The sequence below is a fragment of the Rhodoferax sp. U2-2l genome, from assembly GCF_020594515.1.
Lineage (GTDB): Bacteria > Pseudomonadota > Gammaproteobacteria > Burkholderiales > Burkholderiaceae_C > Rhodoferax.
The window spans coordinates 22,993-49,566 of record NZ_JAJCTH010000011.1; the positions used below are offsets into that span (position 1 = coordinate 22,993).

At 65.8% G+C, this 26,574-nt stretch carries 22 protein-coding genes; 18 read left to right on the forward strand and 4 right to left on the reverse strand.

Annotated elements, in window-relative coordinates:
* Nucleotides 1-37: 37 nt before the first annotated feature.
* The 12 genes from LHU53_RS11070 (at nt 38) to LHU53_RS11125 (ending at nt 11,901) form a co-directional block, all read left to right on the forward strand.
* Nucleotides 38-202, forward strand: a complete 165-nt coding sequence (locus LHU53_RS11070) for a DUF1328 domain-containing protein (RefSeq protein ID WP_227332718.1) — start codon at nt 38-40, stop codon at nt 200-202.
* Between the two features lie 54 nt (nt 203-256).
* Nucleotides 257-628 carry a hypothetical protein gene (locus tag LHU53_RS11075; protein WP_227332719.1) on the forward strand — a complete coding sequence of 124 codons (372 nt, stop codon included), beginning with the start codon at nt 257-259 and terminating at the stop codon, nt 626-628.
* A gap of 8 nt (nt 629-636) precedes the next feature.
* A complete protein-coding gene (locus tag LHU53_RS11080) occupies nt 637-1,023 on the forward strand; it encodes a hypothetical protein (protein ID WP_227332720.1) in 387 nt (128 codons plus the stop codon).
* Nucleotides 1,020-1,430: a hypothetical protein gene (locus tag LHU53_RS11085; RefSeq protein WP_227332721.1), complete on the forward strand. Its 411-nt coding sequence runs from the start codon at nt 1,020-1,022 to the stop codon at nt 1,428-1,430. The genes LHU53_RS11080 and LHU53_RS11085 overlap by 4 nt, the downstream gene beginning before the upstream one ends.
* Complete coding sequence (locus LHU53_RS11090) at nt 1,427-2,527, forward strand: AI-2E family transporter (protein WP_227332722.1); 1,101 nt, start codon at nt 1,427-1,429, stop codon at nt 2,525-2,527. Before LHU53_RS11085 ends, LHU53_RS11090 begins: the two co-directional genes overlap by 4 nt.
* Nucleotides 2,528-2,563: 36 nt before the next feature.
* On the forward strand, nt 2,564-3,265 hold the full coding sequence (locus tag LHU53_RS11095) for a VIT family protein (RefSeq protein ID WP_227332723.1): 702 nt from the start codon (nt 2,564-2,566) through the stop codon (nt 3,263-3,265).
* Nucleotides 3,266-3,298: 33 nt separating this feature from the next.
* Nucleotides 3,299-4,198: a DnaJ C-terminal domain-containing protein gene (locus tag LHU53_RS11100; protein WP_227332724.1), complete on the forward strand. Its 900-nt coding sequence runs from the start codon at nt 3,299-3,301 to the stop codon at nt 4,196-4,198.
* A complete protein-coding gene (locus tag LHU53_RS11105; protein WP_227332725.1) occupies nt 4,195-4,539 on the forward strand; it encodes a chaperone modulator CbpM in 345 nt (114 codons plus the stop codon). Before LHU53_RS11100 ends, LHU53_RS11105 begins: the two co-directional genes overlap by 4 nt.
* Nucleotides 4,540-4,571: 32 nt before the next feature.
* Complete coding sequence (locus LHU53_RS11110; RefSeq protein WP_227332726.1) at nt 4,572-7,241, forward strand: cation-translocating P-type ATPase; 2,670 nt, start codon at nt 4,572-4,574, stop codon at nt 7,239-7,241.
* Nucleotides 7,242-7,843: 602 nt separating this feature from the next.
* Complete coding sequence (locus LHU53_RS11115; protein ID WP_227332727.1) at nt 7,844-9,247, forward strand: sensor histidine kinase; 1,404 nt, start codon at nt 7,844-7,846, stop codon at nt 9,245-9,247.
* Nucleotides 9,244-10,626 carry a sigma-54 dependent transcriptional regulator gene (locus tag LHU53_RS11120; protein ID WP_227332728.1) on the forward strand — a complete coding sequence of 461 codons (1,383 nt, stop codon included), beginning with the start codon at nt 9,244-9,246 and terminating at the stop codon, nt 10,624-10,626. The genes LHU53_RS11115 and LHU53_RS11120 overlap by 4 nt, the downstream gene beginning before the upstream one ends.
* Before the next feature lie 201 nt (nt 10,627-10,827).
* Complete coding sequence (locus LHU53_RS11125) at nt 10,828-11,901, forward strand: ethylbenzene dehydrogenase-related protein (RefSeq protein ID WP_227332729.1); 1,074 nt, start codon at nt 10,828-10,830, stop codon at nt 11,899-11,901.
* Nucleotides 11,902-11,988: 87 nt separating this feature from the next.
* On the opposite strand, the gene LHU53_RS11130 is transcribed toward LHU53_RS11125, so the two are convergent.
* Complete coding sequence (locus tag LHU53_RS11130; RefSeq protein WP_227332730.1) at nt 11,989-12,477, reverse strand: hypothetical protein; 489 nt, start codon at nt 12,475-12,477, stop codon at nt 11,989-11,991.
* A 207-nt stretch (nt 12,478-12,684) separates the two neighbouring features.
* Here LHU53_RS11130 and LHU53_RS11135 point away from each other — a divergent pair, with 207 nt between their 5' ends.
* From LHU53_RS11135 to cls, 4 genes are all read left to right on the forward strand, one after another.
* Complete coding sequence (locus tag LHU53_RS11135) at nt 12,685-12,927, forward strand: hypothetical protein (RefSeq protein WP_227332731.1); 243 nt, start codon at nt 12,685-12,687, stop codon at nt 12,925-12,927.
* 9 nt (nt 12,928-12,936) lie between these two features.
* Nucleotides 12,937-21,417: a GH36-type glycosyl hydrolase domain-containing protein gene (locus LHU53_RS11140; protein ID WP_227332732.1), complete on the forward strand. Its 8,481-nt coding sequence runs from the start codon at nt 12,937-12,939 to the stop codon at nt 21,415-21,417.
* A gap of 137 nt (nt 21,418-21,554) precedes the next feature.
* Nucleotides 21,555-21,863: a BON domain-containing protein gene (locus LHU53_RS11145; protein WP_227332831.1), complete on the forward strand. Its 309-nt coding sequence runs from the start codon at nt 21,555-21,557 to the stop codon at nt 21,861-21,863.
* Between the two features lie 157 nt (nt 21,864-22,020).
* Nucleotides 22,021-23,424: a cardiolipin synthase gene (gene cls / locus LHU53_RS11150; protein ID WP_227332733.1), complete on the forward strand. Its 1,404-nt coding sequence runs from the start codon at nt 22,021-22,023 to the stop codon at nt 23,422-23,424.
* 7 nt (nt 23,425-23,431) lie between these two features.
* Here the strand turns inward: cls and LHU53_RS11155 are convergent, their stop codons facing one another.
* Nucleotides 23,432-23,650, reverse strand: coding sequence for a hypothetical protein (locus LHU53_RS11155; protein ID WP_227332734.1), 219 nt, complete (start codon nt 23,648-23,650; stop codon nt 23,432-23,434).
* 211 nt (nt 23,651-23,861) lie between these two features.
* Between LHU53_RS11155 and LHU53_RS11160 the strand changes: the two genes are divergently transcribed.
* On the forward strand, nt 23,862-24,443 hold the full coding sequence (locus LHU53_RS11160) for a BON domain-containing protein (protein ID WP_227332735.1): 582 nt from the start codon (nt 23,862-23,864) through the stop codon (nt 24,441-24,443).
* 12 nt (nt 24,444-24,455) lie between these two features.
* On the forward strand, nt 24,456-24,938 hold the full coding sequence (locus tag LHU53_RS11165; protein WP_227332736.1) for a glycine zipper 2TM domain-containing protein: 483 nt from the start codon (nt 24,456-24,458) through the stop codon (nt 24,936-24,938).
* A gap of 53 nt (nt 24,939-24,991) precedes the next feature.
* On the opposite strand, the gene LHU53_RS11170 is transcribed toward LHU53_RS11165, so the two are convergent.
* A complete protein-coding gene (locus LHU53_RS11170) occupies nt 24,992-25,714 on the reverse strand; it encodes a Crp/Fnr family transcriptional regulator (protein WP_227332737.1) in 723 nt (240 codons plus the stop codon).
* A 20-nt stretch (nt 25,715-25,734) separates the two neighbouring features.
* Nucleotides 25,735-26,556: a response regulator gene (locus LHU53_RS11175; RefSeq protein ID WP_227332738.1), complete on the reverse strand. Its 822-nt coding sequence runs from the start codon at nt 26,554-26,556 to the stop codon at nt 25,735-25,737.
* Nucleotides 26,557-26,574 lie beyond the last annotated feature (18 nt).

Here is a 26,574-nt window from a genome sequence, read left to right on the forward strand (position 1 = left end):
TATGGTCGACTTCTTTAAAAACAACGAGAGGTTCACCATGCTGTATTACGCCGTCGTCTTTTTCATCATCGCCCTGATTGCAGGCGTGTTGGGCTTTGGTGGCATTGCCGCCGGTGCCGTGAGCATCGCCAAAATTTTGTTTTTCGTCTTCATCGTCCTGGCCGTCATCAGCATCATTTTCGGATCGGTCAAAGGGTTTTAGGCGCTCAGCCTGGTCCACATCTGCCCCCTTTTCACGCACCTCAAAGGAAATTTCATGTCCGATACCAACACCACCGACACCCTGGTCAACCAAGCCGCCCACTCGGCAGACCAGGCCATCCAAACCAGCCAGCGCGCTGCCAATGACGCCCTGAAAACCCTCGCCAACGCCATGCATGACCTGCGCCGCCAGGCCACACCGGTGCTTGACCGCGCCGGCGAACAGGTCAGCTCGTTTGCCCGCCATGGCGTGGACAGCGTGCGCGAAACCTCGCACCAGTTGCGCCTGAAGGCCGAGCGCGCCTCGGACAACACGGTCAGCTACATCCGGCACGAGCCGGTGAAATCGGTGCTGATTGCCGCCGCCACCGGTGCCGCCCTGATGGCGCTGGTCAGCTTGGTGGCCCGCTCACGCAGCCACCACTGAAAGCCAGCGTGCCGTTGCCGCCCTTGCTGACCCTGCTGGCCACCCAGCCCCAGATGCTGGTGGACCACTTGCAGGCCTATGCCGTGCTCACACACGAAGAGCTGGGCCTGGCAGGCCAGCGCTGGCGACGCCAGGCGCTGCTGCTGGCCACAGCCTTGTGTGGCCTGGGTGTGGCCGCCGTGCTGGGCGGCAGCGCCCTGATGCTGTGGGCGGTATCGCCCGGCCTGCCAGACCGGGCCCTATGGGTGCTGGTGGCCGTACCACTGGTTCCATTGGGTTTGGCGGTGGTTTGCCTGCTGCTGGCGCGCCAGCCCGCAGGCAGTGAGAGTTTTGCCAATCTGACGCGGCAACTCAGCGCCGACATGGCCATGTTGCGTTCGGCGGGCACACAATGAGCGCCCAGCCCGGTGCCTGTGAACGCTTGGCCCAGTCGCGCGAGCGCCTGCGCCTGGCGCTGGCGCAGACCGAGTCGCGCCCCGACGTTGATGCGTCGGGCACGCCGGGCACTGCCCCCCGGCCCTGGCTGCACGGCCTCAAAGCCAACCCCGAGGCAGGTTTCCTGATCAACCTGCTTCAAGCGTGGTGGCAAAAACAACCTTTTGCCGTCGCGACGACGCTGGTGGCAAGAGCCACCAACGGGGTGCTGCAGCCGGTGGCACAGAAGCATCCGTATCGCCTGGTGTTGGGCGCAGCCGCTGTCGGCGCTGTGCTGGTGCTGGTGCGGCCTTGGCGCTGGTTGTCCATGTCGGGCGTGCTGGCGGCGCTGGCGGCCGCGCGCTGGGTGGCCCAACCCAAACCATGACGCCCCAGCTACCGCCTGATCCGTCCGGACGACCGCGGCGCGACCTGCGGGCGCTGCCCGCAATGCTCTTGGTGGTGTCGCTGGCGCTGGGTGCCATCTTGCTGCCGTTTTACGGCGCCATTCTGTGGGGCGCCATCATGGCCGTGCTGTTTTGGCCCCTGAACCGCTGGCTGCTGCCGCGGGTGAGCCAGCGGCGCAATATTGCTGCCTTCATCACCTTGCTGGCCGCGCTGATCGTCGTGGTGCTGCCGCTGGCGCTGGTGTCTGCACTGCTGGTGCAGGAGGCGGCCGCGATTTACCAGCAACTCCAAACCGGCCAACTCGACCCCACCCGCTACTTTCGGGGCGTTTTTAATGCCTTGCCCGACAGCATCACCGCGATACTGGACCGCTTTGGCCTGGTCAGTTTCAACACCCTGCAACGTCGGCTGACCGAAGCGCTCACGCAGGGCAGCCAGGCGATTGCCACGCAAACCTTCAGCGTCGGACAAAACGCCTTTGAATGGGTGGCCAGCGTGTTCATCATGCTTTACCTGTCGTTTTTCCTGATCCGCGACGGCCAGGACATGCTGAAAGTGGTGGGCAATGCCGTGCCGCTGGCGCCCGTGTACAAGCAGGCGCTGCTGGCTGACTTCAGCACCGTGGTCAGTGCCACCGTCAAGGGCAACCTGCTGGTGGCCATGATCCAGGGCGCGCTGGGCGGGCTGGGGTTTTGGGCGCTGGGGGTGGACGCGCCCTTGCTGTGGGGCGTGCTGATGGCCTTTTTGTCGCTGCTGCCCGCCATCGGCGCCGGGCTGGTCTGGCTGCCGGTGGCGGTGTACTTGCTGCTCAGCGGTGCGCTGTGGCAAGGTTTGGCGCTGATCGCTTACGGCGTGCTGGTGATCGGGCTGGTGGACAACCTGCTGCGCCCGATCCTGGTGGGCAAAGCCACCCGCATGCCCGACTATCTGGTGATGCTCTCCACGCTGGGCGGCATGGCGGTGTTTGGCATCAACGGTTTTGTGCTGGGGCCGGTGATTGCGGCCATGTTCATCGCGGTCTGGCGCATCCGCCTGGGCACCCAGGATTTTTCAGCGTCAACGCGGCCAAAATCCTGACACACGGCATTTGCCCTCACCCATCCAGCTCGCCTCATGTTCATCCATCGTCGCCACCAGGAATACCACCGATCTGATCGCATCGGCTGGCTGCGGGCGGCGGTGCTGGGCGCCAATGACGGCATTGTCTCCACCGCCAGTCTGCTGATGGGTGTGGCGGCGGCCCAAGCCAGCCACAGCACGCTGGTGATGACCGGGGTAGCCGGGCTGGTGGCGGGGGCAATGTCGATGGCAGCGGGTGAATATGTCTCGGTGCACGCCCAGGCCGACACCGAAAAGGCTGACCTGGCGCGCGAAAAAACCGAACTGACCGCCGACCCAAGTGCAGAACTGAGGGAACTTGCGAATATTTATGTCAAGCGCGGGCTGGACGCCGCTTTGGCTGAGCAGGTGGCGGCACAACTGACGCAGCATGACGCCCTGGGCGCCCATGCCCGCGACGAGTTGGGCATGTCAGCCACCTTCAGCGCGCAACCGGTGCAGGCTGCGTTGGCCTCGGCGGCCGCTTTTGCCGTGGGTGCGGCGCTGCCACTGGGCATCGCCGCTGCGGCGCCGCAGGCCAACCTGATGGTCTGGCTGAGTGGCTCGTCACTGGGGTTTCTGGCCGCGCTGGGGGCACTGGCCGCGTGGGCGGGTGGCACCCGCATCGCCACCAGCGCCGCGCGTGTCGTCGTCTGGGGCGCGCTGGCGATGGCCATCACGGCGGGTGCAGGCGCGCTGTTTGGCGCCGTGGTCTGACCCGCATCGCATATCACCTCACCTCACCTCATCATGAAATACAAAGACTATTACGAGACGCTGGGTGTGCCCCGAGACGCCGATCTGGATCAGATCAAAAAGGCCTACCGCAAACTGGCCCGCACCCATCATCCGGACATGTCCAAGGCGCCCGGTGCCGAGGCCCGCTTCAAAGACATCGCCGAGGCTTACGCCACCCTCAAGGACACCGCCAAACGCGCTGCTTATGACGAGCTGGGCCATCCGCCCGCCGGTGCCGAGTTCTCGCCGCCGCCGCAATGGCAGCAAGACTTCGCCGCCGGTGGGTCATCGTTTGAAGACCTGGACCTGGCCGACCTGCTGGCCTCGCTCCACCGCGGGCAACGCGGCCAGGCGCCACCACCGCGCCCGGTCAAAGGGCAGGATCTCGAAAGCACCATCACCCTGTCATTGGATGACGCGCGCCACGGCACCACCGTCAGCCTGCAACTGGCCGATGCCTCGGGCCAGCGCACGCTGCAAGTCACCGTTCCGCCGGGGGTGCGTCAGGACCAGAAACTGCGCCTGCGCGGCAAAGGCGGCCCGGGCCGCCACGGCGGGCCCGATGGTGACATCTACCTGCATATCGCCCTGGCACCGCACCCGGTGTTCCGACCCGACGGGTTGGACCTGTACTTTGACCTGGCTTTGGCCCCATGGGAGGCCGCCTTGGGCGCCGAACTCGAAGTGCCCACGCTGGACGGCCCGGTGCTGCTGACGGTGCCCGCCGGTACCCGATCAGGTCGCCAACTGCGCCTGCGCGGACGTGGATTGGCCGAAGGCCGCAGTGACCTGTATGCCATCGTTCACATCGACATCCCGACCCAGCTGACCGAGGCCGAACGGGCGCTGTACCTGGAACTGGCCCGCATTTCACACTTCAACCCGCGCAACCCCAACGGGAACACCCCATGACGCAAGAACCCACTGAATGGCGCTGGCTCGACACCCGGGAGACCGTCAGCCTGACCGAGTTGTCGCACTGCTGCGGCATGAGCGAGGCGGAACTCGATGAACTGGTGGACTATTGCGCCCTGCAACCCGTGACCACCGCCGAGCCTGAGCGTGCCTTCAGCGCCCATTGGGTGACGCCCTTGCGCCGGGCGGCCAAACTGCGCCAGGATTTCGATCTGGACCTCTTTACCGTCGCCATGCTGCTGGACAACTTCAACCGCATCGAGGTGCTGCAGCGCCAGGTGCACACGCTGCAGGCGTTGTTGCCCGTGCAAATGCGCTCCAGCATGGGGTTTCAATAACATTGACCGCCATCACCCGCAGGCGATTGGCCATGACCGACGCCACCACCCCCCGCCCGTGGCACCAGCGCGATGTGCAAGACCTGCTGCGCGAACACGCGGTGGACCCGGATCAGGGTTTGTCACACGACGAGGTGGTGCGGCGCCAGGACCGCCATGGACCCAACCAGCTGCAAAGCCAGGCGCTGCGCAGCCCGTGGCGCCTGTTGCTGGCCCAGTTCACTGATTTCATGGTGCTGGTGCTGCTGGTGGCCGCCGTGGTGTCGGGGGTCATCGGCGACCTGATCGACACGGTGGCCATTCTGGTGATTGTGGTGCTCAACGCGGTGATTGGTTTTGTGCAGAGCTGGCGTGCCGACCGCGCCATCGCCGCGCTGAAAAAGCTCGCCGCAGCGCAGGCCACCGTCAGGCGCGGGGGCCAATCGCAGGTGGTGCCCGCCAGCGCGCTGGTGCCAGGCGACATCGTTCTGCTGGACGCGGGCCGCCAAATCCCGGCCGATCTGCGCCTGATCCAGGTGGCGCAGATGCAGGTGGACGAGTCGGCCCTCACCGGCGAATCGATCACTGTGGCCAAACACACCGCCACCCTGCCCGATGGCGCCAGCAACGCGCTGGGTGACCAGCTCAACATGGGTTTCAAGGGCACCGCCGTCACCACCGGCCGCGGCCATGGCCTGGTGGTAGCCACCGGCATGGCCACCGAGTTGGGCAAGGTGGCGCAACTGCTGGACCAGGACGACCGCAGCACCCCGCTGCAAAACCGCCTGGCCGCCTTTGGCAAACGGCTGGCGGTGGGAGTGATCGGCATCTGTGTGCTGATTTTTGCCGCGGGCATCTGGCGCGGCGAAGACCCGCTGCTGATGGCACTCACCGCCATCAGCCTGGCGGTGGCCGCCATTCCCGAGGCGCTGCCCGCCGTGGTGACCGTGCTGCTGGCGCTGGGCGCGCGGCGCATGGTGGCGGTCAAAGCGCTGGTGCGGCGCCTGCCTTCGGTCGAGACCCTGGGCTCGGTCACCACCATCTGCTCCGACAAAACCGGCACCCTGACGCAAAACAAGATGCAGACCGAGCTGCTGTGGACGCCGCTTGCCACCTGGACACCCGGCGCAGCGTCGCCCGGGCCGGTGGTGCTGGAAGCCCTGCGCGCTGCCGCCCTGTGCAACGACGCCCAACGCGGCCACGACACCGCCGGACCCGCCAGCGCCTGGCAGGGCGACCCGACCGAGACCGCCTTGGTGGACGCCGCCGCCACGGCCGCTCTGGACAAGACCGCGCTGGAGGCCCATTGGCCCCGCGTGCAGGAACTGCCGTTTGACTCTGAGCGCAAACGCATGACCACGCTGCACCGGGTGGGCAGCGGGTTTGTCGCCTACACCAAGGGCGCGCCGGAGTCGATGCTGACCCACTGCAGCGCGCAATGGTCACCGGGCGGCAGCGTGCCGCTGGACGGTGCCGCCGTGATGGACCAGGCCCACACGTTGGCCGCCCAAGGTCTGCGGGTGCTGGCGCTGGCACGGCGCGACCATGCCGTGTTGCCCACCGGCGACGCGCTGGACGCCCCGCAGGCCACCCAGGCCATCGAGAGCCATCTGCAGTTTCTCGGGCTGATCGCGCTGATTGACCCGCCACGCGCTGAAGCCGCCGTCGCCGTGCGTGACTGCATCAGCGCGGGCATCACCCCGGTGATGATCACTGGTGACCACCCGGCCACTGCCCGCGCGATTGCCCAGCGGCTGGGCATTGTGCAAGACGATCAGGCCCCGGTGCTGACCGGCCAGGACCTGACCGACCTGGATGACGCGGCGCTGCTGGCCCGCGTGGCCGAGGTACGCGTGTACGCCCGGGTCGACCCGGCGCAAAAAATCCGCATCGTCGAAGCCCTGCAGGCCAGCGGCCAGATCGTGGCCATGACCGGCGACGGCGTCAACGACGCGCCCGCCCTGAAACGCGCCGACATTGGGGTAGCCATGGGGCTGGGCGGGACCGACGTGGCGCGCGAAGCCTCCAGCATGGTGCTGCTGGACGACAACTTCGCAACCATCGTGGCGGCGGTGCGCGAGGGGCGGCGCATTTTTGACAACATCCGCAAGTTCATCCGTTACGCCATGACCGGCAACTCGGGCGAGATCTGGACACTGTCTCTGGCCCCGCTGCTGATGCTGCCGATCCCGCTGCTGCCGATCCACATTTTGTGGGTGAATCTGGTCACCGACGGCCTGCCCGGCCTGGCGCTGGCGGCGGAGCCCGCCGAGCGCGGCGTGATGCAGCGCCCACCGCGCCCGCCCAAAGAGAACCTGTTTGCTGGCGGCATGTGGCAGCACATTCTGGGCGTGGGCCTGCTGATCGGCGCCCTGTGCCTGGGGGTGCAGGCCTGGGCGCTGTCCACCGGCCATGCCCACTGGCAGACCATGGTGTTCACCGTGCTCACGCTGTCGCAGATGGTGCATGTGATGGCGATCCGTTCCGAGCGCGACGCGTTGTGGACGCTGGGCCTGCTCAGCAACAAACCGCTGCTGGGCGCGGTGCTGCTCACCTTTGTGCTGCAAATGGCCACCATCTACGTGCCGCTGCTCAACCCGATCTTCAAAACCGAGCCGCTGAGCCTGGGTGAACTGGCCATCTGCCTGGGTGCCGCAGCCGTGGTGGGCGGGGTGGTAGAGCTTGAAAAAGCCTGGCGCAGGCGAGCCAGCCGCCCGGCCTGAGCCACCTTGAATGCCAGCTGGCCAGCCGGGGTGCGCCCAAGCTGTCGCTTTGAACGGCGCGGCGACTGGGTCAGGTGCGTGCGGTTTTGGGGTGCAATCACGCGCGGGGCTGGTGAAGCAGTGCGCCCATGGCTCTGGACGCGCGCCTTGCACCCCAAAGCCCGGTCACCTGACCCAATCACCACGCCTTGGCGGTGTTGAGTCGGCAAAGAAACACCAAAAACTACCCGGCACGGTTGGCTGAATGGTGACTCGGCCAACCTGACAGACGATCCGGCTGCGTGACGCTACTGCCTGTCTTCGCATCGACGTCCTCCAGCACCCACAGCGTCAAGGCAGGGCGATTGGGTCGGGGGACCGGGCTTTGGGGCCAAAGGCGCGCGTCCGGTCAGCTTGGCGCACTGTTGCACCAGCCCCGCGCGTGATTTGGCCCCAAAACCGCACGCCCCTGACCCGGTCGCCCTGCCGGTTGCAGATGTAGGCGTGGATGTCTGTAGAACCCAGCCCACAGCCATTGGAATCCCACCCACGAGGCAGATCGGCCGCGACGGCTGCACTATCATCCTCAGCCGCCCACCCGACTGCGACCAGGAAGCCTGACATTGAAAGCCACCCCCCCGCCCCGGCTGTTCGCCGCGGTCAGTTTTCTGATGATCATGGCCATGGTGGTGGGAACCGGCTGGGTTCAGGCGCCGTTTTTCAGGCAATCCATCATCGACCGGGAAGCGGCCATCGTGCAGGACCTGGTGGAAGCGCTCACGGTGGAGCAGGCCCTCACTGCCGCGGACATGCAGCACGGCACCGACGGGCAAGCCAGACAGCGTTTTGAACAGATCTTCAAAACCTTGACCCTTTTGCCCGGTACCGCCCGCATCAAGGTGTTCAACCGCGAGAACACAGTCATCTGGTCGGACGACCCCGATCTGGTCGGCACCCGGCAGACCGACAACCCGGATCGGCTGGCACTGGCCATGCAGGGGGTGGTGCAAGCGGTTTTTAACCCGGTGTCAGACCGGTTTGAGGCCAGCCAGCAGGGCCAGGGCTCCCAAGGGACGATTGAGTGTTATGTGCCCATTTTTTCGCAGACCACGCCGCAAACCGGGCCGCAGGCGCAAACGCAGGTCATTGGGGTGCTGTCCTTGTACCGCAACCCCCATGCGCTGAACCAGACCATCCAGCACGGGCTGGTGCTGCTGTGGGCGGTGATTGGCGGCGGCGGGCTGATCCTGTTTCTGGTGCTGTACAAAGTCTTCAGTGTGGCCTATCGGCGCCAGCAAGTGGCTGAATCCGAGTTGGGCAAACTGACCAGTGAGCACGAGCGCATCGTCCAGCTCGCCAAGATGTCGGCCATGGGTGAACTGGTGGGGGAAATTGCCCACCAGCTGAACAACCCGCTGGTCGGCGTGATCAACCTGAGCCAGCTGGCCGAACGCGAGGTGCACGACCCGCAACGTGTGGCCGAGCTGTTGGCCGAGGTGCGCAAGGCAGGCACCGAGTGCCGCGACATCGTCCAGCGGATTTTGCGCATCAACCAGACCTCACGCTCCACCCTGGCACCCACCCACCTCATCGCGCTGGTGCAGGACACCATCACCTTTTGCCACCAAAGTATTGATTTGAAGCACGCGGTGGACTTTGTGGCGCCCCAGCAGGAGGTGAAGCTCCATGTGGATGCGGTGCTGGTGCGCCAGGCCTTGTTCAACCTAATCCACAACGCCGTGTTGTCGGCCCCCGACGCGCCGGTGCAGGTGGCGCTGACGCTGACGCCACGCGCCAACGTTGCCGGTGTGCAGATCAGCGTCACCGACTCTGGCCCCGGTTTCAGCGCCGAGACTGCGGCCAAGTTGTTCAAGCCTTTTTTCACCACCCGTGCCCACGGCACTGGCCTGGGTTTGTCGGTGGCGCAACACATCGCCATGAAGCACGGCGGCGTGGTTCTTGCTGAGAATCTGGCACAAGGCGGCGCCCGCTTCAGTCTCTGGCTGCCTTTGGAGTCCACCCCATGAAGTCCAACGTGCTCCTGGTCGATGACGATCCGTTCACCCGCAAGCTGTTCGAGAACCTGTTTCGCCCCGGCGGGCAGATCGACCTGGTCTGCGTGGCCAGCGTGGCGCAAGCCCGCCAGGCCTTTGGGCTGGGCGACTTTCATCTGGTGATCCTGGACCAGCGCCTGCCCGATGGCAACGGGCTGGACCTGTTTGCCGAGATGCGCCAACAGCGCCCGCAGCAGACCGCGCTGATGGTCACCGGCCATGCCGAGGTGCGTGATGCCATGCGCGCCGTGCGCGACGGCCTGTTTGATTACCTGACCAAACCCTTTGACAACCTGGAGGCGCTGGAAGCCACCGTGGCCAAGGCGCTGGAGATGGACCGCGCCTACCGCGAGATTGCCGACCTGAAACAGACGCTGGCCGCGCAGGCGGGCGACCCGATCATCATCAGCCGTTCGGTGGCGATGGAGCGGCTGCTGGTGCAGATGCGCCAGGCCGCACCGCTGGACACCACCGTGCTGATCGAGGGCGAAAGCGGTACCGGCAAAGAAGTGATTGCCAAATCGCTGCACGCGCTTAGCCCGCGATCCAGCGGCCCGATGAAGGTGCTGAACTGTGGGGCGCTGTCGGAGTCGCTGATGGAAGCCGCGTTGTTCGGCTACGAAAAAGGCTCCTTCACGGGCGCCGCCAAAACCACGGCGGGTTACTTTGAAGAGGCCGACAACGGCACCATTGTGCTGGACGAAATTGCCGACATGAGCCCCAAGATGCAAGTCAGCCTGCTGCGTGTCTTGCAGGAAGGCACCTTTGTGCGGCTGGGCAGCACGGTGCAGCGGCCGTCCAGCTTCCGGCTGATCTGCGCCACCAACAAACCGCTGGACCAGGAGGTGGCAGCCGGCCGGTTTCGCGCGGATTTGTACTACCGTATCAACGTGGTTCCCCTGCACGTGCCGCCACTGCGCGAGCGCCGCGAAGACATCGTGCCGCTGTGCCTGTTTTTTCTGGACCACTTCAACCGCAAGTTCAACAAACAGGCCGGCCCCTTGCAGGCCGACACCCTGGCGCTGCTGGAAAACGCGCCCTGGGCGGGCAATGTGCGCGAACTCAAACACACCATGGAGCGCGCCGTGGTGGTCAATTCCGGTGGCCCGATTGCCAGCGCTGACCTGGGAGTGCACAGCGCCGCCGGCGCGGCTGCCGTTGCCGCTGGCAGTGCAGTACCAAACCAACTGCTGCCCTACCGCCAGGCGCGCCTGCAGTTCGAGCAAGCCTACTTTTCCAGCCTGATGCAGGCGGCCGGGGGCAACGTGTCGGAAGCGTCGCGGATATCCGGTGTTGCGCGGCAGAACATTTACGGCCATCTGGAGCGCGCCCAAGTTGTCTCGAAATCGTGACACCTGTCACGATTTTGTGATGACAGCTGTTGTGACTGGCAGCGGGCAACCGGCCCAAAACAGCGGTATCCGCCACCAAGTCAGCCTTTCACCCCCCAAATCAGCCGCCTTGGCAATGGCACACAGCTTGCACGGGTTGAACTGCATCAAAGATGTTTCTGACACTTTGGTGTTCATTTTTTACTCTACGAGGACATCTTCATGAAGAACACTCCCTTGCTCAGCGTTGGCGCCGTGACCCTGGCGACACTGGCCCTGCTCGGCTGCCAATCGGTCCAGGACACAACCGCACCCGACACCCTGGTCGCCAGCTTCACCACCACCGCACCCAACGTGGCGGCGGGTGCCGCTGACCCGGTCTGGGCCAAGGCCAAACCGCTGTCGGCCGAATTGACCGGGGGTGTCAACTTCGGCGCCAAACCCGGCGACAAGGGCGAGTCGGTTGTGACGCTGAAAGCGGCCTATACCGCGGACATGTTGTACATGTTGGTCCAGTACAAAGACCCCACCAACTCGGTGCGCCGTGGCCCGTACCAGAAGCAGGCCGACGGCTCCTGGAAGAAGCTCAAGGACCCGGCCGACAAGGGTGGCGACGACAACCTGTATTACGAGGACAAATGGGCCGTGTTGTGGCCGGTCAATGCTGACACGGCCAAGGCCTTTGACAAGGAAGGCTGCGCCATGGCCTGCCACGAGGGTCAGACCAAACCCTACGGCAACAAATACACCAACCTGCCGGGCCAATTGCTCGACATGTGGCACATGAAAGGCCAGCGCACCGGCCCGCTCGGTTATGTGGACGACCAGTACACCGACGACACCCGGTATGACCCCAAGACCTCACCCAATGCCGGGCGCAAAGGTGACCCAGGCCCGAAGGGCGGTGAATACACCAATGTGCCCCTGGTCGAGGGCAAACCGCAGTTCATGGCACGTGATGCCAAGGCGGCCAATGCCGGTGGCAACTACTACATCAAGCGCGGTGATGAAGTTGCGTTTGACGACAGCCAATTCAAAGCGGGCGACGAAGTGGCCTCGATCATCATCAACCCGCTGACCGGCACCGACCGGGGTGACGTGCAAACCGTCAACAGCTATGCCAATGGCATGCACACCTCGGTGGTCAGCCGCAAGCTGGTGACAGGCAGCAAGTTTGACGTGCAGTTCACCGACCTGGGCGCACGTTACGGGTTTGGCTTTGCGGCGTTCGACAACGCGCAGGTTCGCCACGCGACCTCGGACGACCCCGTTTACCTGGTCTTTGGCAAGAAATAAGCCGGTCAGCAGCTTGGGATCACAGCCTTTGGGTTTTCCCAAGCGCAGGCCAGATCACCGGCGTGACGATCTTGGCCTGTGACGGGCCTATTGGGCCAACACACAGCGCTGCGCACGGGCGGCTTGCAGCACCTCGCAGGGCGCACTGGCCAACGTGTCAGCGGGTGTGGCGCCCGCCAGCCAGGCATTGGGCTGGGACATCCACCCGGCCAGCGCCCAATCGTCGTGAACCCCGGTCAGTTCCGACAGCACGGCGTCCAGCCCCCTTTGGCGCGACATGTCATGGCGGTTGAACTGGAACACCGGCAGCCAGACGCGTGACAACCACTCAAAGCTGACCACTTTGCGCTGGCGGATCCAGAGCGCCAGCATCGTGGCATCGGCGCCGCTGCGTGGCTTGCAGCGGGCCGCGGCCTCTGGCGCCCGCAACAGGCCGCCGCTGTGCCGATAGACCTTGAGCATACGCAAGAACTCTTCACTGACCTGCCGGCCGCCCGTGTCTGGCTGGGCCAGGGGGCTGGCGTGCCAGGGAGATGGCGGCGGCACACGGGTCTCGAAGAGTTGCAAATGAGGCATGGTCATTCCTGTAGAAGACTTGCACGGTAAATCCGTGCCGCCAGCGCGGTCTGTGCGCTGGCGAACCCCGCCTGCCGCCACCATTGTTCGGCACCGCACAGACCCCCCGGGGCCCCGTTGCCCATACTCCAGCCAACGACTCCCCAGCCCATGACGGCACGCCCCAACCGCGCGCCACCACTGCCAACCTTAACCCAGGGCCACTCCATGAACACCTTTGCTTACCGACCCCACTGCTGGAGCACGGCATCGAACGGTCTCGTCACAGACACCTCAGCGATCGACCTGCTGACCCTGGGCGAGCACCTGGACCACTGTCAAAGCGGCAACCGCCATCTGCGCTCCCTGCACTGTGCTGCCCAAAACATACGCGGCTTCATGGCCGCACGGATCGTCACCACGGTGATGCTGGTGGTCGTCATTTTGGGCGCAAACCTCTGGCTGTTGTAGGGCCGCGCCATGGTGCGCACCCCCTTGCTTGACCTGTTGCCAGAGGCACCCCCCGCGCTGCTTGACCTGCTGAACCCGGCTCTCGGGCCGGTTCAGGTACCGATTCGCTCGGAAATTTTTGGCCCGCAACGGTTTGCCCAACACGGCCGCAGCCTGGCCGAAACGCACCGCGCCGCGCGCTCCTCATTTGGGGCAGGCGGTTTTTTCCCGCGCATCCAGGGCAACATCACCGCGCTGCGCGAGGCGCACGCCTACATCGGTGCGCTGGCCGTGACCGGCTACGACATCAGCCCCGCGGCCGAATGGCTGCTGGACAACTTTCACCTGGTCGAAGCCCAGCTCAAGGAGATCCGGCAAGGTCTGCCGCGCAGCTTCTACCGCGAATTGCCGCTGCTGCAAGACGAGCCACTGGCCGGCCTGCCGCGCATTTATGGCGTGGCTTGGGCGTTTGTGGCGCACACCGACGGCGCGTTTGACGAACCCATGCTGATGGCGTTTTTGACCGCTTATGAAGAGGTGCGCCAGCTCAACCTGAGCGAAATGTGGGCGCTGCCCACCACATTGCGGGTGGTGCTGGTGGAGAACCTGCGCCGCCTGGCCGAGAGCATTGCCACCCACAAGGCCGCCCGCGAGGCCGCCAACCTGTGTTTTGATGTCATCGACACCCTCTCGCTGGCATCGCTGGACGAGCTGCTGGGCCAGCTCAACACCCGAGGTGTGGGCCAGGTGTTTCTGCTGCAGATGGCCCTGCGGCTGCAAGACCACCGCCTCGCCCGGCTCGACGGTGAGCAGGCGGCACTGCAAACCTGGCTGACGCAAGCCCTGCCCGACATGCCCGCGGTGCAGGCACAGCAGATCGCCGACCAGGCCGCCGACAACCTGAGCGTGAGCAACGCCATCACCTCGCTGCGCGCCATTGGCGACGCCGACTGGCCCGACATCATTGCCCGCACCAGCGCGCTGATGCAGTTGATGCTGACCCAGCCGGTGTTTGCTGCTGAAGACAACACCACCCGCGACCAGAGCCTGCACGCCATCGAACGGCTGGCCCGCTTGAGCGGCCACCCCGAGGTGCACGTGGCGCAGCAGTTGCTGGCGCTGATGGCCAGTCGTGGCGGACAGCCACCCGCCGCTCCAACAGCCACAGACATGGATGCCGGATCGGTGTCCGGCATGACAACCTCGTCCACCCACGGCCTGGGTCACAGCAACGACAAGGGCGCGGTGGTGGCCCACTGGTTGCTGGGGTCGGGCAGGCCCGCACTGATGCAGGCGCTGGGCATGAGCCCGCTGCGCGCGCGGCTGTGGCTGCTGGTGTCGCGCCGCCTGGCGCTGCCGCTCTACCTGGGCACGCTGCTGGCGGCGCTGGCGCTGCTGTTGTGGCTGCTGTTGCGCCACACCCCGCAGCCTGCGGGCTGGAGCCTGGCGGTGGTGGGCCTGCTGGCGCTGTTTCCGGCGTCTGAAGCGGTGGTGGCGATGATCAACCGGCTGATCAGCGAGTCGGCCCGACCGCAGCACCTGCCGCGGCTGGCGCTGGCCAGCGGCATCCCAGAGGCACACCGGGTGCTGGTGGTCATTCCAGGCATGCTGGGCAGCGCGCGTGCGGCGACCGAGCTGGCCCACCGGCTGCACCTGCACTACCTGGCCAACCCCGAACCCCAGGCGCAGTTTGCCTTGCTGACCGACTGGCCCGACGCCGACACCCAATCGCTACCCGATGACGCAGCCCATCTAGCCCGTGCCGTGGCGCAGATTCAGGCACTCAACGCCCGTTTCCCCGAAGCCCTTGACAGCCTGGGCGCGCCGCGCTTCATCCTGCTGCACCGCGCGCGCGCGTTCAGCGAGTCCGAGCAGCGCTGGATCGGCTGGGAGCGCAAACGCGGCAAGCTCGAAGGACTGATCACTGCGCTGGCCACCGGGCACCACAGCCCTTTCATCGACCTGGGCGACACCTCGCGCCTGGCGCCGGGGGTGGTGTCGGTGCTCACCCTGGACAGCGACACCCAGCTGCCACCGGGTCGCCTGCGTGAACTGGTGGGCGTGGCGGCGCACCCGCACAACCAGCCCCGGCTGGACGCCACCCGCCTGCGGGTGGTCTCGGGCTACGGCATCCTGCAGCCGAGGGTGGCGACACCGCTGCCCGATCTGAGCGAATTCACCCGCTACCACTGGCTGTTTGCCGGCCAGTGCGGCATGGACCCTTACAGCGCCGCCAGTTCCGAGGTCTACCAGGATGTGTTTTCCGAGGGCACGTTCACCGGCAAGGGCTTGCTGCATGTGCAGGCCGTTCACGCGGTGCTGGCCGGGCGCCTGCCCGAGGGCCAGGTGCTCAGCCACGACCTGATCGAAGGCTCGATGGCCCGTTGCGCCACTGTGACCGACATCTCGGTGATTGAAGACGCGCCGTTCCATGCCGATGTGGCCGCCTCGCGCGTGCACCGCTGGACGCGTGGCGACTGGCAGTTGCTGCCGCTGATGCTGCAGCCGCGCCGCTACGGCCTGCGCGCCATCCACCTCTGGAAGATGACCGACAACCTGCGCCGCTCGCTGGTGGCACCGATGTCGCTCGGGCTGCTGCTGGTCAGCCTGGCGGGCGTGGGCCTGTCGCCGTGGGCGGCGCTGCTGCTGGTGCTGTCGGCATTTACCGCCGGGCCGCTGATGGGCGCCCTGGCGGGCTTGCTGCCCAGCCGCAGTGACCTGGCCGTGCGCCACTTTTACCGGGAGGCGCTGACCGACCTGGCGCGCACCCTGCTGGGTGGCCTGTGGCTGCTGGCCGAGCTGTTGCAGCAGGCCCTGGCCAGTCTGGATGCCATCACCCGGGCGCTGTACCGCACGTTGGTCAGCCGGCGCCACCTGCTGCAGTGGACCCCCGCTGCGGTGGCGCAGGCGCAGGCCAAAACCACCTTGCCGGACATCGCCCGCCAGCACTGGCGCGAACCGCTGGCTGCGCTGGTGCTGTTGGTCGGGCTGCTGTTGCTGGCCACACCCTGGCCCACGCTGGCAATCACGCTGTGTCTGGTGTGGGGCGCCTCGCCGGTCTGGACCTGGTGGGTCAGCCGGGTCTGCACGCTGTGTGCCGACGCGCAGCTGCCCGCCAGCGACCAAACCTACCTGCACAGCGTGGCGCGCGACACCTGGCGCCTGTTCGAGCGCTGCGTGGGCCCCGATGACCACCACCTGCCACCCGACAACCTGCAAACCCTACCGCACGACCTGGTGGCGCACCGCACCTCGCCCACCAACATCGGCATGTACTTGCTCAGCGCCACCTGCGCCCGGCAATTTGGCTGGATCGGCACGCAAGAGCTGCTGGCCCGGCTGGACGCCACCCTGGCCACGCTGAACCAGATGGAGCGTTACCGCGGCCATTTCATGAACTGGTACGACACCCTGACCGCGCAGCCGTTGTGGCCGATGTATGTCTCCACCGTGGACAGCGGCAACCTCTGCGGCCACCTGCTGGCCGTGGCCCAGGCCTGCCTGGAGTTTGCCGAGCACCCCCTGGATGACGCCGCCAGCCAGCGCGCCCTGCAGGCCTCCAGCGCCCGACTGCGTCCGCTGCTCAAAACGCGCCACCAGCTGTCCGCCTTGCAGCGCGAAGAACTGGGCTGGCTGCTGCGGGACCACCGCAACACCCGCCAATCCGCCCGGCTGGATGCGCAGGCCCGGGCCGACACCGGCCAGAGCGACGTGACCGAGCTCACCCGGCAACGCCTGTTAGCCATGGCCCACGCGCTGTCCGCCCTGGCGTGGGAGGCTGATTTCGCGTTTCTGTACTCCAGCAAACGCCATCTGTTGCACATCGGCTACCGGGTGGCCGAACACCAGCTGGACAACAGCTTCTACGACCTGCTCGCCTCCGAGTCGCGCCTGACCAGCCTGCTCGGCGTGGCCCGGGGCGACCTGCCGGTGCGGCACTGGGCGCATCTGGGGCGGCCCTTGTTTGCCCACGGCGCCGATGTGGGCCTGCGCTCCTGGAGCGGCTCCATGTTCGAGTACCTGATGCCCAGCCTGGTCCTCAAGGAGCCGCGCGGCAGCGTGTTGTTTGAAGCCTGCCACACCGCGCTGCTGGAACAGGTGGCGTTTTCCAAGGCACTGGGCGTGCCCTGGGGCATCTCGGAGTCAGCCTATGGCGCCAGCGACTACACGTTGGCATACCAATATGCACCGCAAGGTGTGCCGCGGCTGGCCTTGCGTCGCACCCCGCCCGATGAGCTGGTGATTGCCCCCTACGCCACCGGTTTGGCGGCGCTGCTGGACCCGCTGCTGGCGCGGCAGAATTTTGTCGCCCTCGAATTGCTGGGCGCCCGCGGTCGCTACGGCTTCATCGAGGCGCTGGACTACACGGTGGCCCGGCGGGTCGGTAACGAGCCGTATGTGCCGGTGTCCACCTTCATGGCCCACCACCAGGGCATGACCATCGTGGCGCTGGCCAATGTGCTCTTGGGCCATGCCCCGCAGCGCTGGGGCATGGCCAATGCCCACCTGCAGGCGGTCACCATCTTGCTGCATGAGCGCATTCCGCGCGAAGTCTCCAGCCTGCACGCCCCGGCGGCCAACCTGCGCCGCCAGGCCCAACGCCGCCAAACCCAGGGCCTGCTGCGCGAGGTGCTGCCCGGCGGCCAGGCGGTGGCGCCGACCCAATTGCTCTCGAACGGGCGCTACAGCGTGTTGTTGCGCGCCAATGGCGCTGGCAGCAGCCGCTGGGACCACATGGGCATCACCCGCAGCCGCGACGACGCGCTGCGTGACGACCGGGGCAGCTTCTTCTACCTGCGGCGCAGCCTGCAGCCCGAGTTGTTTTCCCTGACCCAGCACCCGGCGCCCGACCCGGCGGCCAGCTACGCCAGCGTGTTCCATGCCGACCGCGTCTGTTTTGACACCAGCTGGGACGACCTGCAAACCCAGATGACGGTTTGGGTCAGCCCCGAGGACGACATCGAGTTCCGCCAGGTGGAGCTGCGCAACCTGGGTGAGCTGCCGCTGGACATCGAGTTGATGTCGGCCTTTGAGGTCACGCTGTCTGAGGCGCGCGCTGATGAGGCGCACCCAGCGTTCACCAACCTGTTTATCAGCGCCCAATGGCTGGCCTCGCACCAGGCGCTGCTGATGGCGCGCAAGCCGCGCCTGGCCACCGAGCAGGGCCTGCACTTGGCGCACTTCCTCACCGACAGCAATGCGCCCCTGCAGCAGGTGCGCCTGTGCGCCGACCGCCCAAGCTGGCAAGGCCGCAACCGCCCCGCCAGCCAGCCACTGGCCCGGATGCGCCTGGCACCCACCGCAGCAGCCGACGGCGAGGCGGTCACGCTCGACACCGGGCTGGACCCGGTGTGCGCCCTGTCGGCCCGGATTCAGATTGCGCCCGGCGCCAAGGCACGGTTGACCTTCGCCACCGCGGTGGCGCAAAACCCGGACACCCTGCGCGCGGTCATCGACAAATACCGCCTGGCCAGCAACGTGGCGCGCGCCTCATTGATGTCTGCCACCTTGAGCGGCATCCGGCTGCGCGCGCTGCGCATCAGCGCCGAGAACTTCGCCACCGTGCAAAGCCTGACCAGCGCGCTGGTTTTGAGCCTGACCCGACCCCAGGCGCGCGCGGTGCGGGACCCGGGCACCGCCGCGCAGGTGTGCGACCGCCGCCTGCTGTGGCGCTTTGGCATCTCGGGGGACCTGCCGGTGGTGCTGGCGCTGGTCAGCGTCAACGAGGGCCTGGGCCTGGTCCGCACCCTGTCGCAGGCGATGGGCCTGTGGCTGTGGGGCAATGTGGCGTGTGACCTGGTGGTGATCAACGCCGAGCCAGCCTCGTACCTGATGACGCTGGACCGCACCATTGCCGCCCTGCGCGACCGCCACGCGGCCGATGTCAACGCCAAGGTGGGCACCGCCAACACGCGTTTTCATCTGTTGCGTGCCGACGACCTGAGCCGCCCCGAACTCAACACACTGCACAGCCTGGCCCGGGTGGTGTTACGTGCCGATGGCCGCCCGCTCGCACGCCACGTGCAGGACTGGCTGCATCTGCACGAGCTCGCCCTGCAGCGCCGGCAAGAAACCTCCACCGCCACCCTGCCAATGGCTCTGCCCGGCATCGCCCTGCCGCGCCCCAGTGTGGGCCAGTTTGCGCCCACCACGGCCGACTTTGGTTTTACCGTGTCGGCGCATCAGCGCCCGCCCCGGCCCTGGATCAACGTGCTGGCCAACGCCGACTTTGGCGCGCACCTGTCCGAGGCCGGTGGCGGCTATACCTGGGCCATCAACAGCCGCCTGAACCAGCTCACCGGCTGGTCCAACGACCCGTTGTCTGACCCGCCGTCCGAGTGGTTTTTGCTGCAGGACAGCCAAACCCGCGAGGTCTGGCCGGTGGCACCCGGCGCGGGGGTACATAACGCCCGCACCTACCAGGTCACGCACGGCCAGGGGTTCACCCGCGTGGCGCACCGCCACGCTGATCTGGCGGTCACCGCCACCTGGTGCGTGGATGCCAACACCGCCATCAAACAGGTGCACATCACCCTGACCAACCACGGCCACCGCACCCTGCAACTGCGCCTGATCGGCCTGGCCGAATGGCTGATGGGCGCCAACCGCAGCGACCGCGCCACCGTGCGCACCGCCGTGCTGCAACAGGGCGGGGTAACTGCGCTGCTGGCCACCCAGCTTGAACGCGCCGCCGGGTTTGGCCAGGGCTCGGCTTTCCTGAGCCTGGCCGACAGCGGTACCCAGGCCACCGACTGGACCTGTGACCGGCGGGAGTTTTTTGACGCCCGTGGCCGCCTGGTGCTGCCCGACCACCTGGGCGAGCGCAGCGGCGACGGGCTGGACCCTTGCGCCGCACTCGCCACGCAACGCGTCATCGGCGCCGGGCAGTCGGCCCAGGTCAACTTTTTGCTTGGCTACGCCCCCAGCGCCGACCAGGTCGGGCCGCTGCTGGCGCAGGCCAGCGCCCTGCCCGCGGCCAACCGGCTGGCGCAGGTGTGCGCCAGCTGGGACACACTGCTGGGCGCCACCACCGTCACCACGCCTGACCCGCTGCTGGACGCGCTGGTGAACCGTTGGCTGCTGTACCAGGCGGTGTCTTGCCGACTGTGGGCCAAGTCGGGCTTTTACCAGGCCGGTGGCGCCACCGGTTTTCGTGACCAGTTGCAAGACGCCATGGCGCTGGCCTGGGCGGCACCAGACACGTTGCGCGCGCAAATCGTGTTGCACGCCTCGCGCCAGTTTGTCCAGGGCGATGTGCAGCATTGGTGGCACGCGCCCACCGGCGCGGGGGTGCGTACCCATTTTTCGGACGACCGGCTGTGGCTGGTGGCGGCCTGCGCCCACTACCTGCAAGCCACCGACGACACCAGCGTGCTCGACGAGCAGGTGCCGTTTCTGGAAGGCAGCACCATTGCGCCCGGCGCCGAAGACGCCTACGACAGCCCGGCCATCAGCGCCGAGACAGCGTCGGTCTACGAACACACCGCGCGCGCCATCGACCGCAGCCTGGCGCTGGGTAGCCACGGCCTGCCGCTGATGGGCAGCGGTGACTGGAACGACGGCATGAACCGGGTCGGCATCGAAGGCCGCGGTGAATCGGTCTGGCTGGCCTGGTTTTTGTGCCGCCTGATCACCGACTTTGCGCCGTGGGCACTGGCGCGCGGTGACAGCGCTCGGGTGCAGCGCTGGCAACACGTGGCCGCCGGGCTGAAGCAGACGCTGGCCAGCACCGCCTGGGACGGCCAGTGGTTCAAACGCGCCTACTTTGACGATGGCCAGCCGCTGGGCTCCCACGTCAACACGCAAGGCCGCATCGACCTGATTGCCCAGGCCTGGGCCGTGCTCTCAGGCGCCGCGCCGCCCGAGCTGGCGCGCGAGGCCATGGCGTCGGCCGAAACGCATCTGGTGGACCCGCAGATGGGGCTGATCAAGCTGCTGGACCCGCCTTTGAGCGATGCGCTGCCCAGCGCCGGTTACATCCAGGCCTACCCGCCCGGTGTGCGCGAGAACGGTGGCCAGTACAACCACGCCGGCATCTGGGGGATGATGGCGCAGGCCGAGGTGTCCGGCGGCGATGTCGCCTACCGCTATTTCACCTACCTGAGCCCGGCGCACCGCGCCAGCCACCCCACGCGCGGCCCGCTGTATGGTCTGGAGCCGTATGTGATGGCGGCCGACGTGTACAGCCAGCCGCCGTATGTGGGCCGTGGCGGCTGGAGCTGGTACACCGGGGCGGCCGCCTGGATGCACCGCGCCACCATCGAATCCATCTTTGGCCTTAAACAAACCGCGCAGACCCTGGCCTTTACCCCGCACTTGCCGAGCCACTGGCCGCAGGCAGAGATCACGCTGGTGCGTGGCACGCGCCAGATGCGCTTCATCCTGCTGCGCGCGTCACCCGAAGCCGCCGTGCAGGCCGCCGCCCAGCACGGCGCCACCCTGCTGGCACCGGGCCAGCAACTGCATTGGACAGAGCTGCCAGAGCACACCAGCTTTGTGATCACGGTGTAGATCCTTAGGTGCGCCAGCGCACGGACGCGCTGGCGCACACGTTTTACAGTTCGTCCAGCAACTGGGATGACCCCGGTTTATCGCCCGAAGGTGGTGGGGCATTCACCATCAAAATAGTCCAGGAGTCCCCTATGAATATGAAACTTGCCCTCGCCGCCGTCATGACTGCCGCCGCCCTGCTGACCGCGACCGGTTGCGCTGTGAGCCGTGGCCAACAAACAGTGGGCGCCTACGTTGACGACGCCGGCATCACCACCTTGGTGAAAACACGCATGGCCGAGAGCAAACTGGTCAGCGCTTCCTCCATCAGTGTTGAAACGCTCAATGGCGTGGTGATGTTGTCCGGCTTTGCCAAGAGCAACACCGAAAAGTCTGAAGCCGAACGCATTGCCCGTGGCGTGAACAATGTCACCTCGGTCAAGAACGAGATCGCTGTTCGTCCTTGATCCAACCTTGAAACGTTGAGGAAAGGTGGTTCAAGACAAACCAGTCACCTTTTCTGTGCCTGAGCCTGGCCAAAAGGCTAACGCCCTGGATTCGCCTATCGGATCGCGGGGCGTTTTTACGTCCGCTGGCTGCCCCTCCTTGTACCCTGCCCGCTTCATGCCACACCCAACTTGCCAACCCTCTCGTCACCTTGCCATCCTGATCATGATGTGGGTGTTGAGCACGGCTGGTTGCGCCAGCCTGCCCGATACGCAGGACATCCTGGCGCGCCACAGCGTCCAGGCGGCACAGTTTGAATCCGCGCGCGGCCCGGTGTCGGCCCGCCGGAGCGCCGCCATCGTGGCCGAACTCAAGCGCACCGCCGGCGACCTGGACATTCTGGACAAACAGATCGCCCTGGAGCAGGCCATCAACGACAGCCCGCTGGTGCTGGGCAACCAGGTCACGCTGTTGCAAGACGGCCCGGCCACCTATGCGGCCATGCTGGCCGCCATTGCCGACGCCCAGGACCACATCAACCTGGAGTCTTACATCATCGAAGACGATGCCACGGGGCAGGCGTTTGCGCAGGCACTGCTCACCAAGCAGCGCCAGGGTGTGCAGGTAAACCTGATTTATGACAGTGTCGGCAGCCTCACCACCCCGCGGCAATTTTTTGACGAGCTGGCCAGCGCCGGTGTGGCGGTGCTCGAATTCAACCCGGTCAACCCGCTTGCCTCGCGCGGCGGTGCATGGCTGATCAACAACCGCGACCACCGCAAGCTGCTGGTGGTGGATGGCCGCACCGCTTTTCTGGGCGGCATCAACATCAGCAACGTGTATTCGTCGGGGTCGGTCATCCACCGGCCCAGCAAAACCAGCACGGCTGACAGTGCCTGGCGCGACACCCATATCCAAATCGACGGCCCGGTGGTGGCTGAATTTCAGAAACTTTTTCTTCAGACCTGGGACAAGCAACGCGGAAAGACCCTCATGCCCAAAAACTACACCCCGGTGCTCGCGCCAGCGGGCAAAGACATCGTGCGCGCGATTGGTGGCACACCGGACGACCCGTACAGCCTGGTGTACCTGACGCTGATCTCGGCCATCAGCAACGCCGAAAAACAGGTCTTTCTGACCAACGCCTACTTTGTGCCCGACCCGCAACTGATGCAGGCGCTGGTCGACGCCGCAGCGCGCGGAGTCGATGTGCGGCTGATTTTGCCCAGCTACAGCGACTCGGCCCTGGTGTTCCATGCGGGTCGGGCGCAATACGGGCGCCTGCTCCAGGGCGGTGTGAAGATTTTCGAGCGCCAGGGCGCCCTGTTGCATGCCAAAACCGCCATGATCGACGGCGTCTGGTCCACCGTCGGTTCCAGCAACCTGGATTGGCGCAGCTTCATGGACAACGACGAGGTCAACGCGGTCATCCTGGGCCGCGACTTTGCCGCGCAGATGTCGGCCATGTTCGCGCTGGACCAGGCGGCCTCACACCCCATCGACGCCCAAACCTGGGCGGCTCGCCCACTGCAGTTCAAACTCAAGGAATGGTTGGCGCGCTTGTGGGAGCGCTGGCTGTAGCCCCGCCTTATTTGCTGCGCCCAAACACCAGCATCGCCGCGCCCAGAGCGACAGCGGCGGCGCTCAGGATCAGCGGCACGTTGACGGTTTTGGTCTCCTGCACCTTCAGCTCCATGGTGCCCAGTTTCAATGCCGTGGTTTCACTGGGGTAACTGAAGCCGCCATACACCAGGCCCAGGGCACCGGCTGCAATGAGAACAATACCTATCAGCTTGATCGGGTTCATGAGGGTCACTTTCTATGAAACCAGCGAGTCTGACGGCACACCTGCCAGCCGTCTGTGCGCCCGCACACACAGACCTGCCAGTTGCGCACCCGTCGCCAACCCACCGTTGTGTTTCACCCATGCGTTGCACCCAACGTGAGCTGCCGCACCGACAGCACCGCCCCCCAGGGCCAAAGTGGAGGCTTATTCACAACAACATGGGAGACAACTTATGGGCAACCCCCTTAGCCTGCGCATCGCGACCACCACGCTGACCGCCGCGGTGGTGATGGCCCTGGTGGCGTGCAGCCAACAAGCTGACACTACCGGCACCGCAGCACCCGCCATCACCGTCGGGACCCAAATTGACGACAGCGTCGTCACCACCCGCGTCAAGACCGCGCTGCTGGACCACATCGACATCAAAGGCACCGACATTGCGGTTGAAACCCGCAAAGGCGAAGTCATGTTGAGCGGTTTTGTCGCCAATCAGAGCCAGATTGACCAGGCCATCACCGTAGCCCAGGGCGTTGAAGGCGTCACAAGCGTCAACAACAAACTCGCCATCAAAGACGGCGTGGCCGCCACGGTGGGCACCAAGATCGACGACGGCGTGATCACCACCCAAGTCAAAGCCGCCCTGCTGGCAGATGCCAGCATCAACGGCCTGGACATCAACGTGGCCACCCGCAAGGGCGAGGTGCAGCTCAGCGGCTTTGTCAACAACCAAGGCCAGATTGACCGCGCGGTAGCCGTTGCCCGTACCATCGATGGCGTGACCCAGGTCACTAACCAAATGAGTTTGAAGAAATAACCGGAGACTTTCATGAACACCATTCAAAAGAACTTTCAAGCCGTCCTGGGCATCTCCACCTTGCTGGTGCTGGGAGCTTGCGCCAACGTGCCGGGGCAAACCTACCCCACCGGCAACGTCCAGCCGCAGGCCAGCGGCGCCTACACCCAATATGGTGTGGTGCAGTCGATTGACCTGGTACAGCAAGAGGTGGCGTCAGGCGCCGGCTCGATCGGCGCTGGCGCCATTGCCGGCGCGGTGGTGGGCGGCATTCTGGGCAACCAGGTGGGGGGCGGCAGCGGCAAAACAGCGGCGACCGTTCTGGGCGCGGCAGGCGGCGCTTACGCCGGGCACACGCTGGAAAAAAACAACCAGGCCAACCAGTTGGTGAACGCCTACAAATTCACCGTGCGTTTGAACAACGGCAGCTACCAGACCGTCACCCAGTCCACCACCGGCGACATCCGCGTGGGCGACAGGGTGCAGATTGACAACGGCACCCTGCGCCGCTACTGACGCCTTGGCTGGCCCTCGGGCCGGCATGGCCGAGCGGCGTGCACCGGCCCCCGCTACTGATTGAGCTTGACGTCGCTGAGCAGCCGGTCCAGCTCTTTTTTGACCACGCCGTAACACTCGCACACGCTGCGCTCCAGCCCGGCGCGGTCGAGTACACCGATGTGGCCGCGCCGGTAGCGGATGTAGCCCGCCGCCTGCAGGTGCCCGGCGGCGTCGGTCACGCTTTCGCGGCGCACGCCGAGCATGCTGGCCACCAGCTCCTGGGTCATCACCAACTCGCGGTCGGGCAGGCGGTCCAAGGTGAGCAGCAGCCAGCGGCACAGCTGTTGCACCACCGAATGGTGCCGGTTGCACACCGCGGTTTGCGCCATCTGGGTCATCAGCGCCTGGGTGTAGCGCAGCAGCAGGCGCTGCAAGGCGCCACCCTTATTGAATTCGGCTTTGAGCGTGTGCCGATCCAGCCGCCAGGCCTGACCGGCGGTTTGCACCACCGCCGAGCTTGACGTGGTGTCGCCGCCCATGAACAGCGACACGCCCACCACCCCTTCGTTGCCCACACCCGCCGTCTCGGCAGACGCACCGGATTCGGTGACGTAATGCAGCGACACGATGGAGGTGGTGGGAAAGTAGGCGTGGCGCATCAGGATGCCGGGCTCAAACAGCATCTGCCCCAGCGGCATCGGCACCAGCTCCAGATACGGGGTCAGCGGCGCCAGATCAGCGGGGGGCAACGCCGCCAGCAGCTGGTTTTGGTTAGGGGTAACAGGCAAGCTCATGTGGATCTCCCGGACATTTTTTAATGTTTTGACGTCAGTTCCACACCGATGCCGCGGTAGCCGATAAAACGGCTGTGCCGGTCAAACATCGGCTCGCCACTGACCTGGAAGGTCTGCTCCTCACCCTTGGCATCCACACGGCGAAACACATAGTCCAGAAACGGCTCGCGCTGGGCGATGGCGTTGCGCAGCTTGATACGCTCGGCCTCGTTCCAGCCACCCAGTGGCGACGGTGCGGGGTCATCCGCCAGCGGTGCCACCTGGATGCCCAGCATTTCCAGCACCGGCCCGGACACCTTGGTGAAGACGCCGTTCTCGTCCTGCTCCCAATACCAGTCCGAGGCCAGCTCGGTCAGGCTGCGAAAACGCGCCTCGCTCTCGCGCAGCTCGGCGGTGCGCTCGGCCACGGTGGCTTCGAGTTCCTGGTTGTAGTTGGCCAGCTTTTTGTACAGCAGGCGCACTTCCAGCATGTTGTGGATACGGGTTTTAACCTCGATCAGGTCAAACGGCTTGCTGATGAAGTCTTTGGCGCCCGACGCCAGTGCGCGCAGCTTGTGGCCGGGCTGGGCGGTGAGCACAATCACCGGCAGGTAGCTGTCCACCGGGTTGGTTTTCAGGGCTTCCATCACCGCAAACCCGTCCATCACGGGCATTTGCAGGTCCAGCAAAATCAGGTCATAGGCGTTTTTGCGGTGCAAGGCGCACACTTCCTCGGGGTTCGTGGTGGCGCTGACCTGGGTGTACCCGGCCTCGCCCAGCAACTGCTGCAGCAGCTGCACATTGGCAGGCTGGTCATCCACGATGAGGATGCTGGCGGCAAGGATATCGACAGACAGGTTCATTTCAGCTTCTCCAAAAAT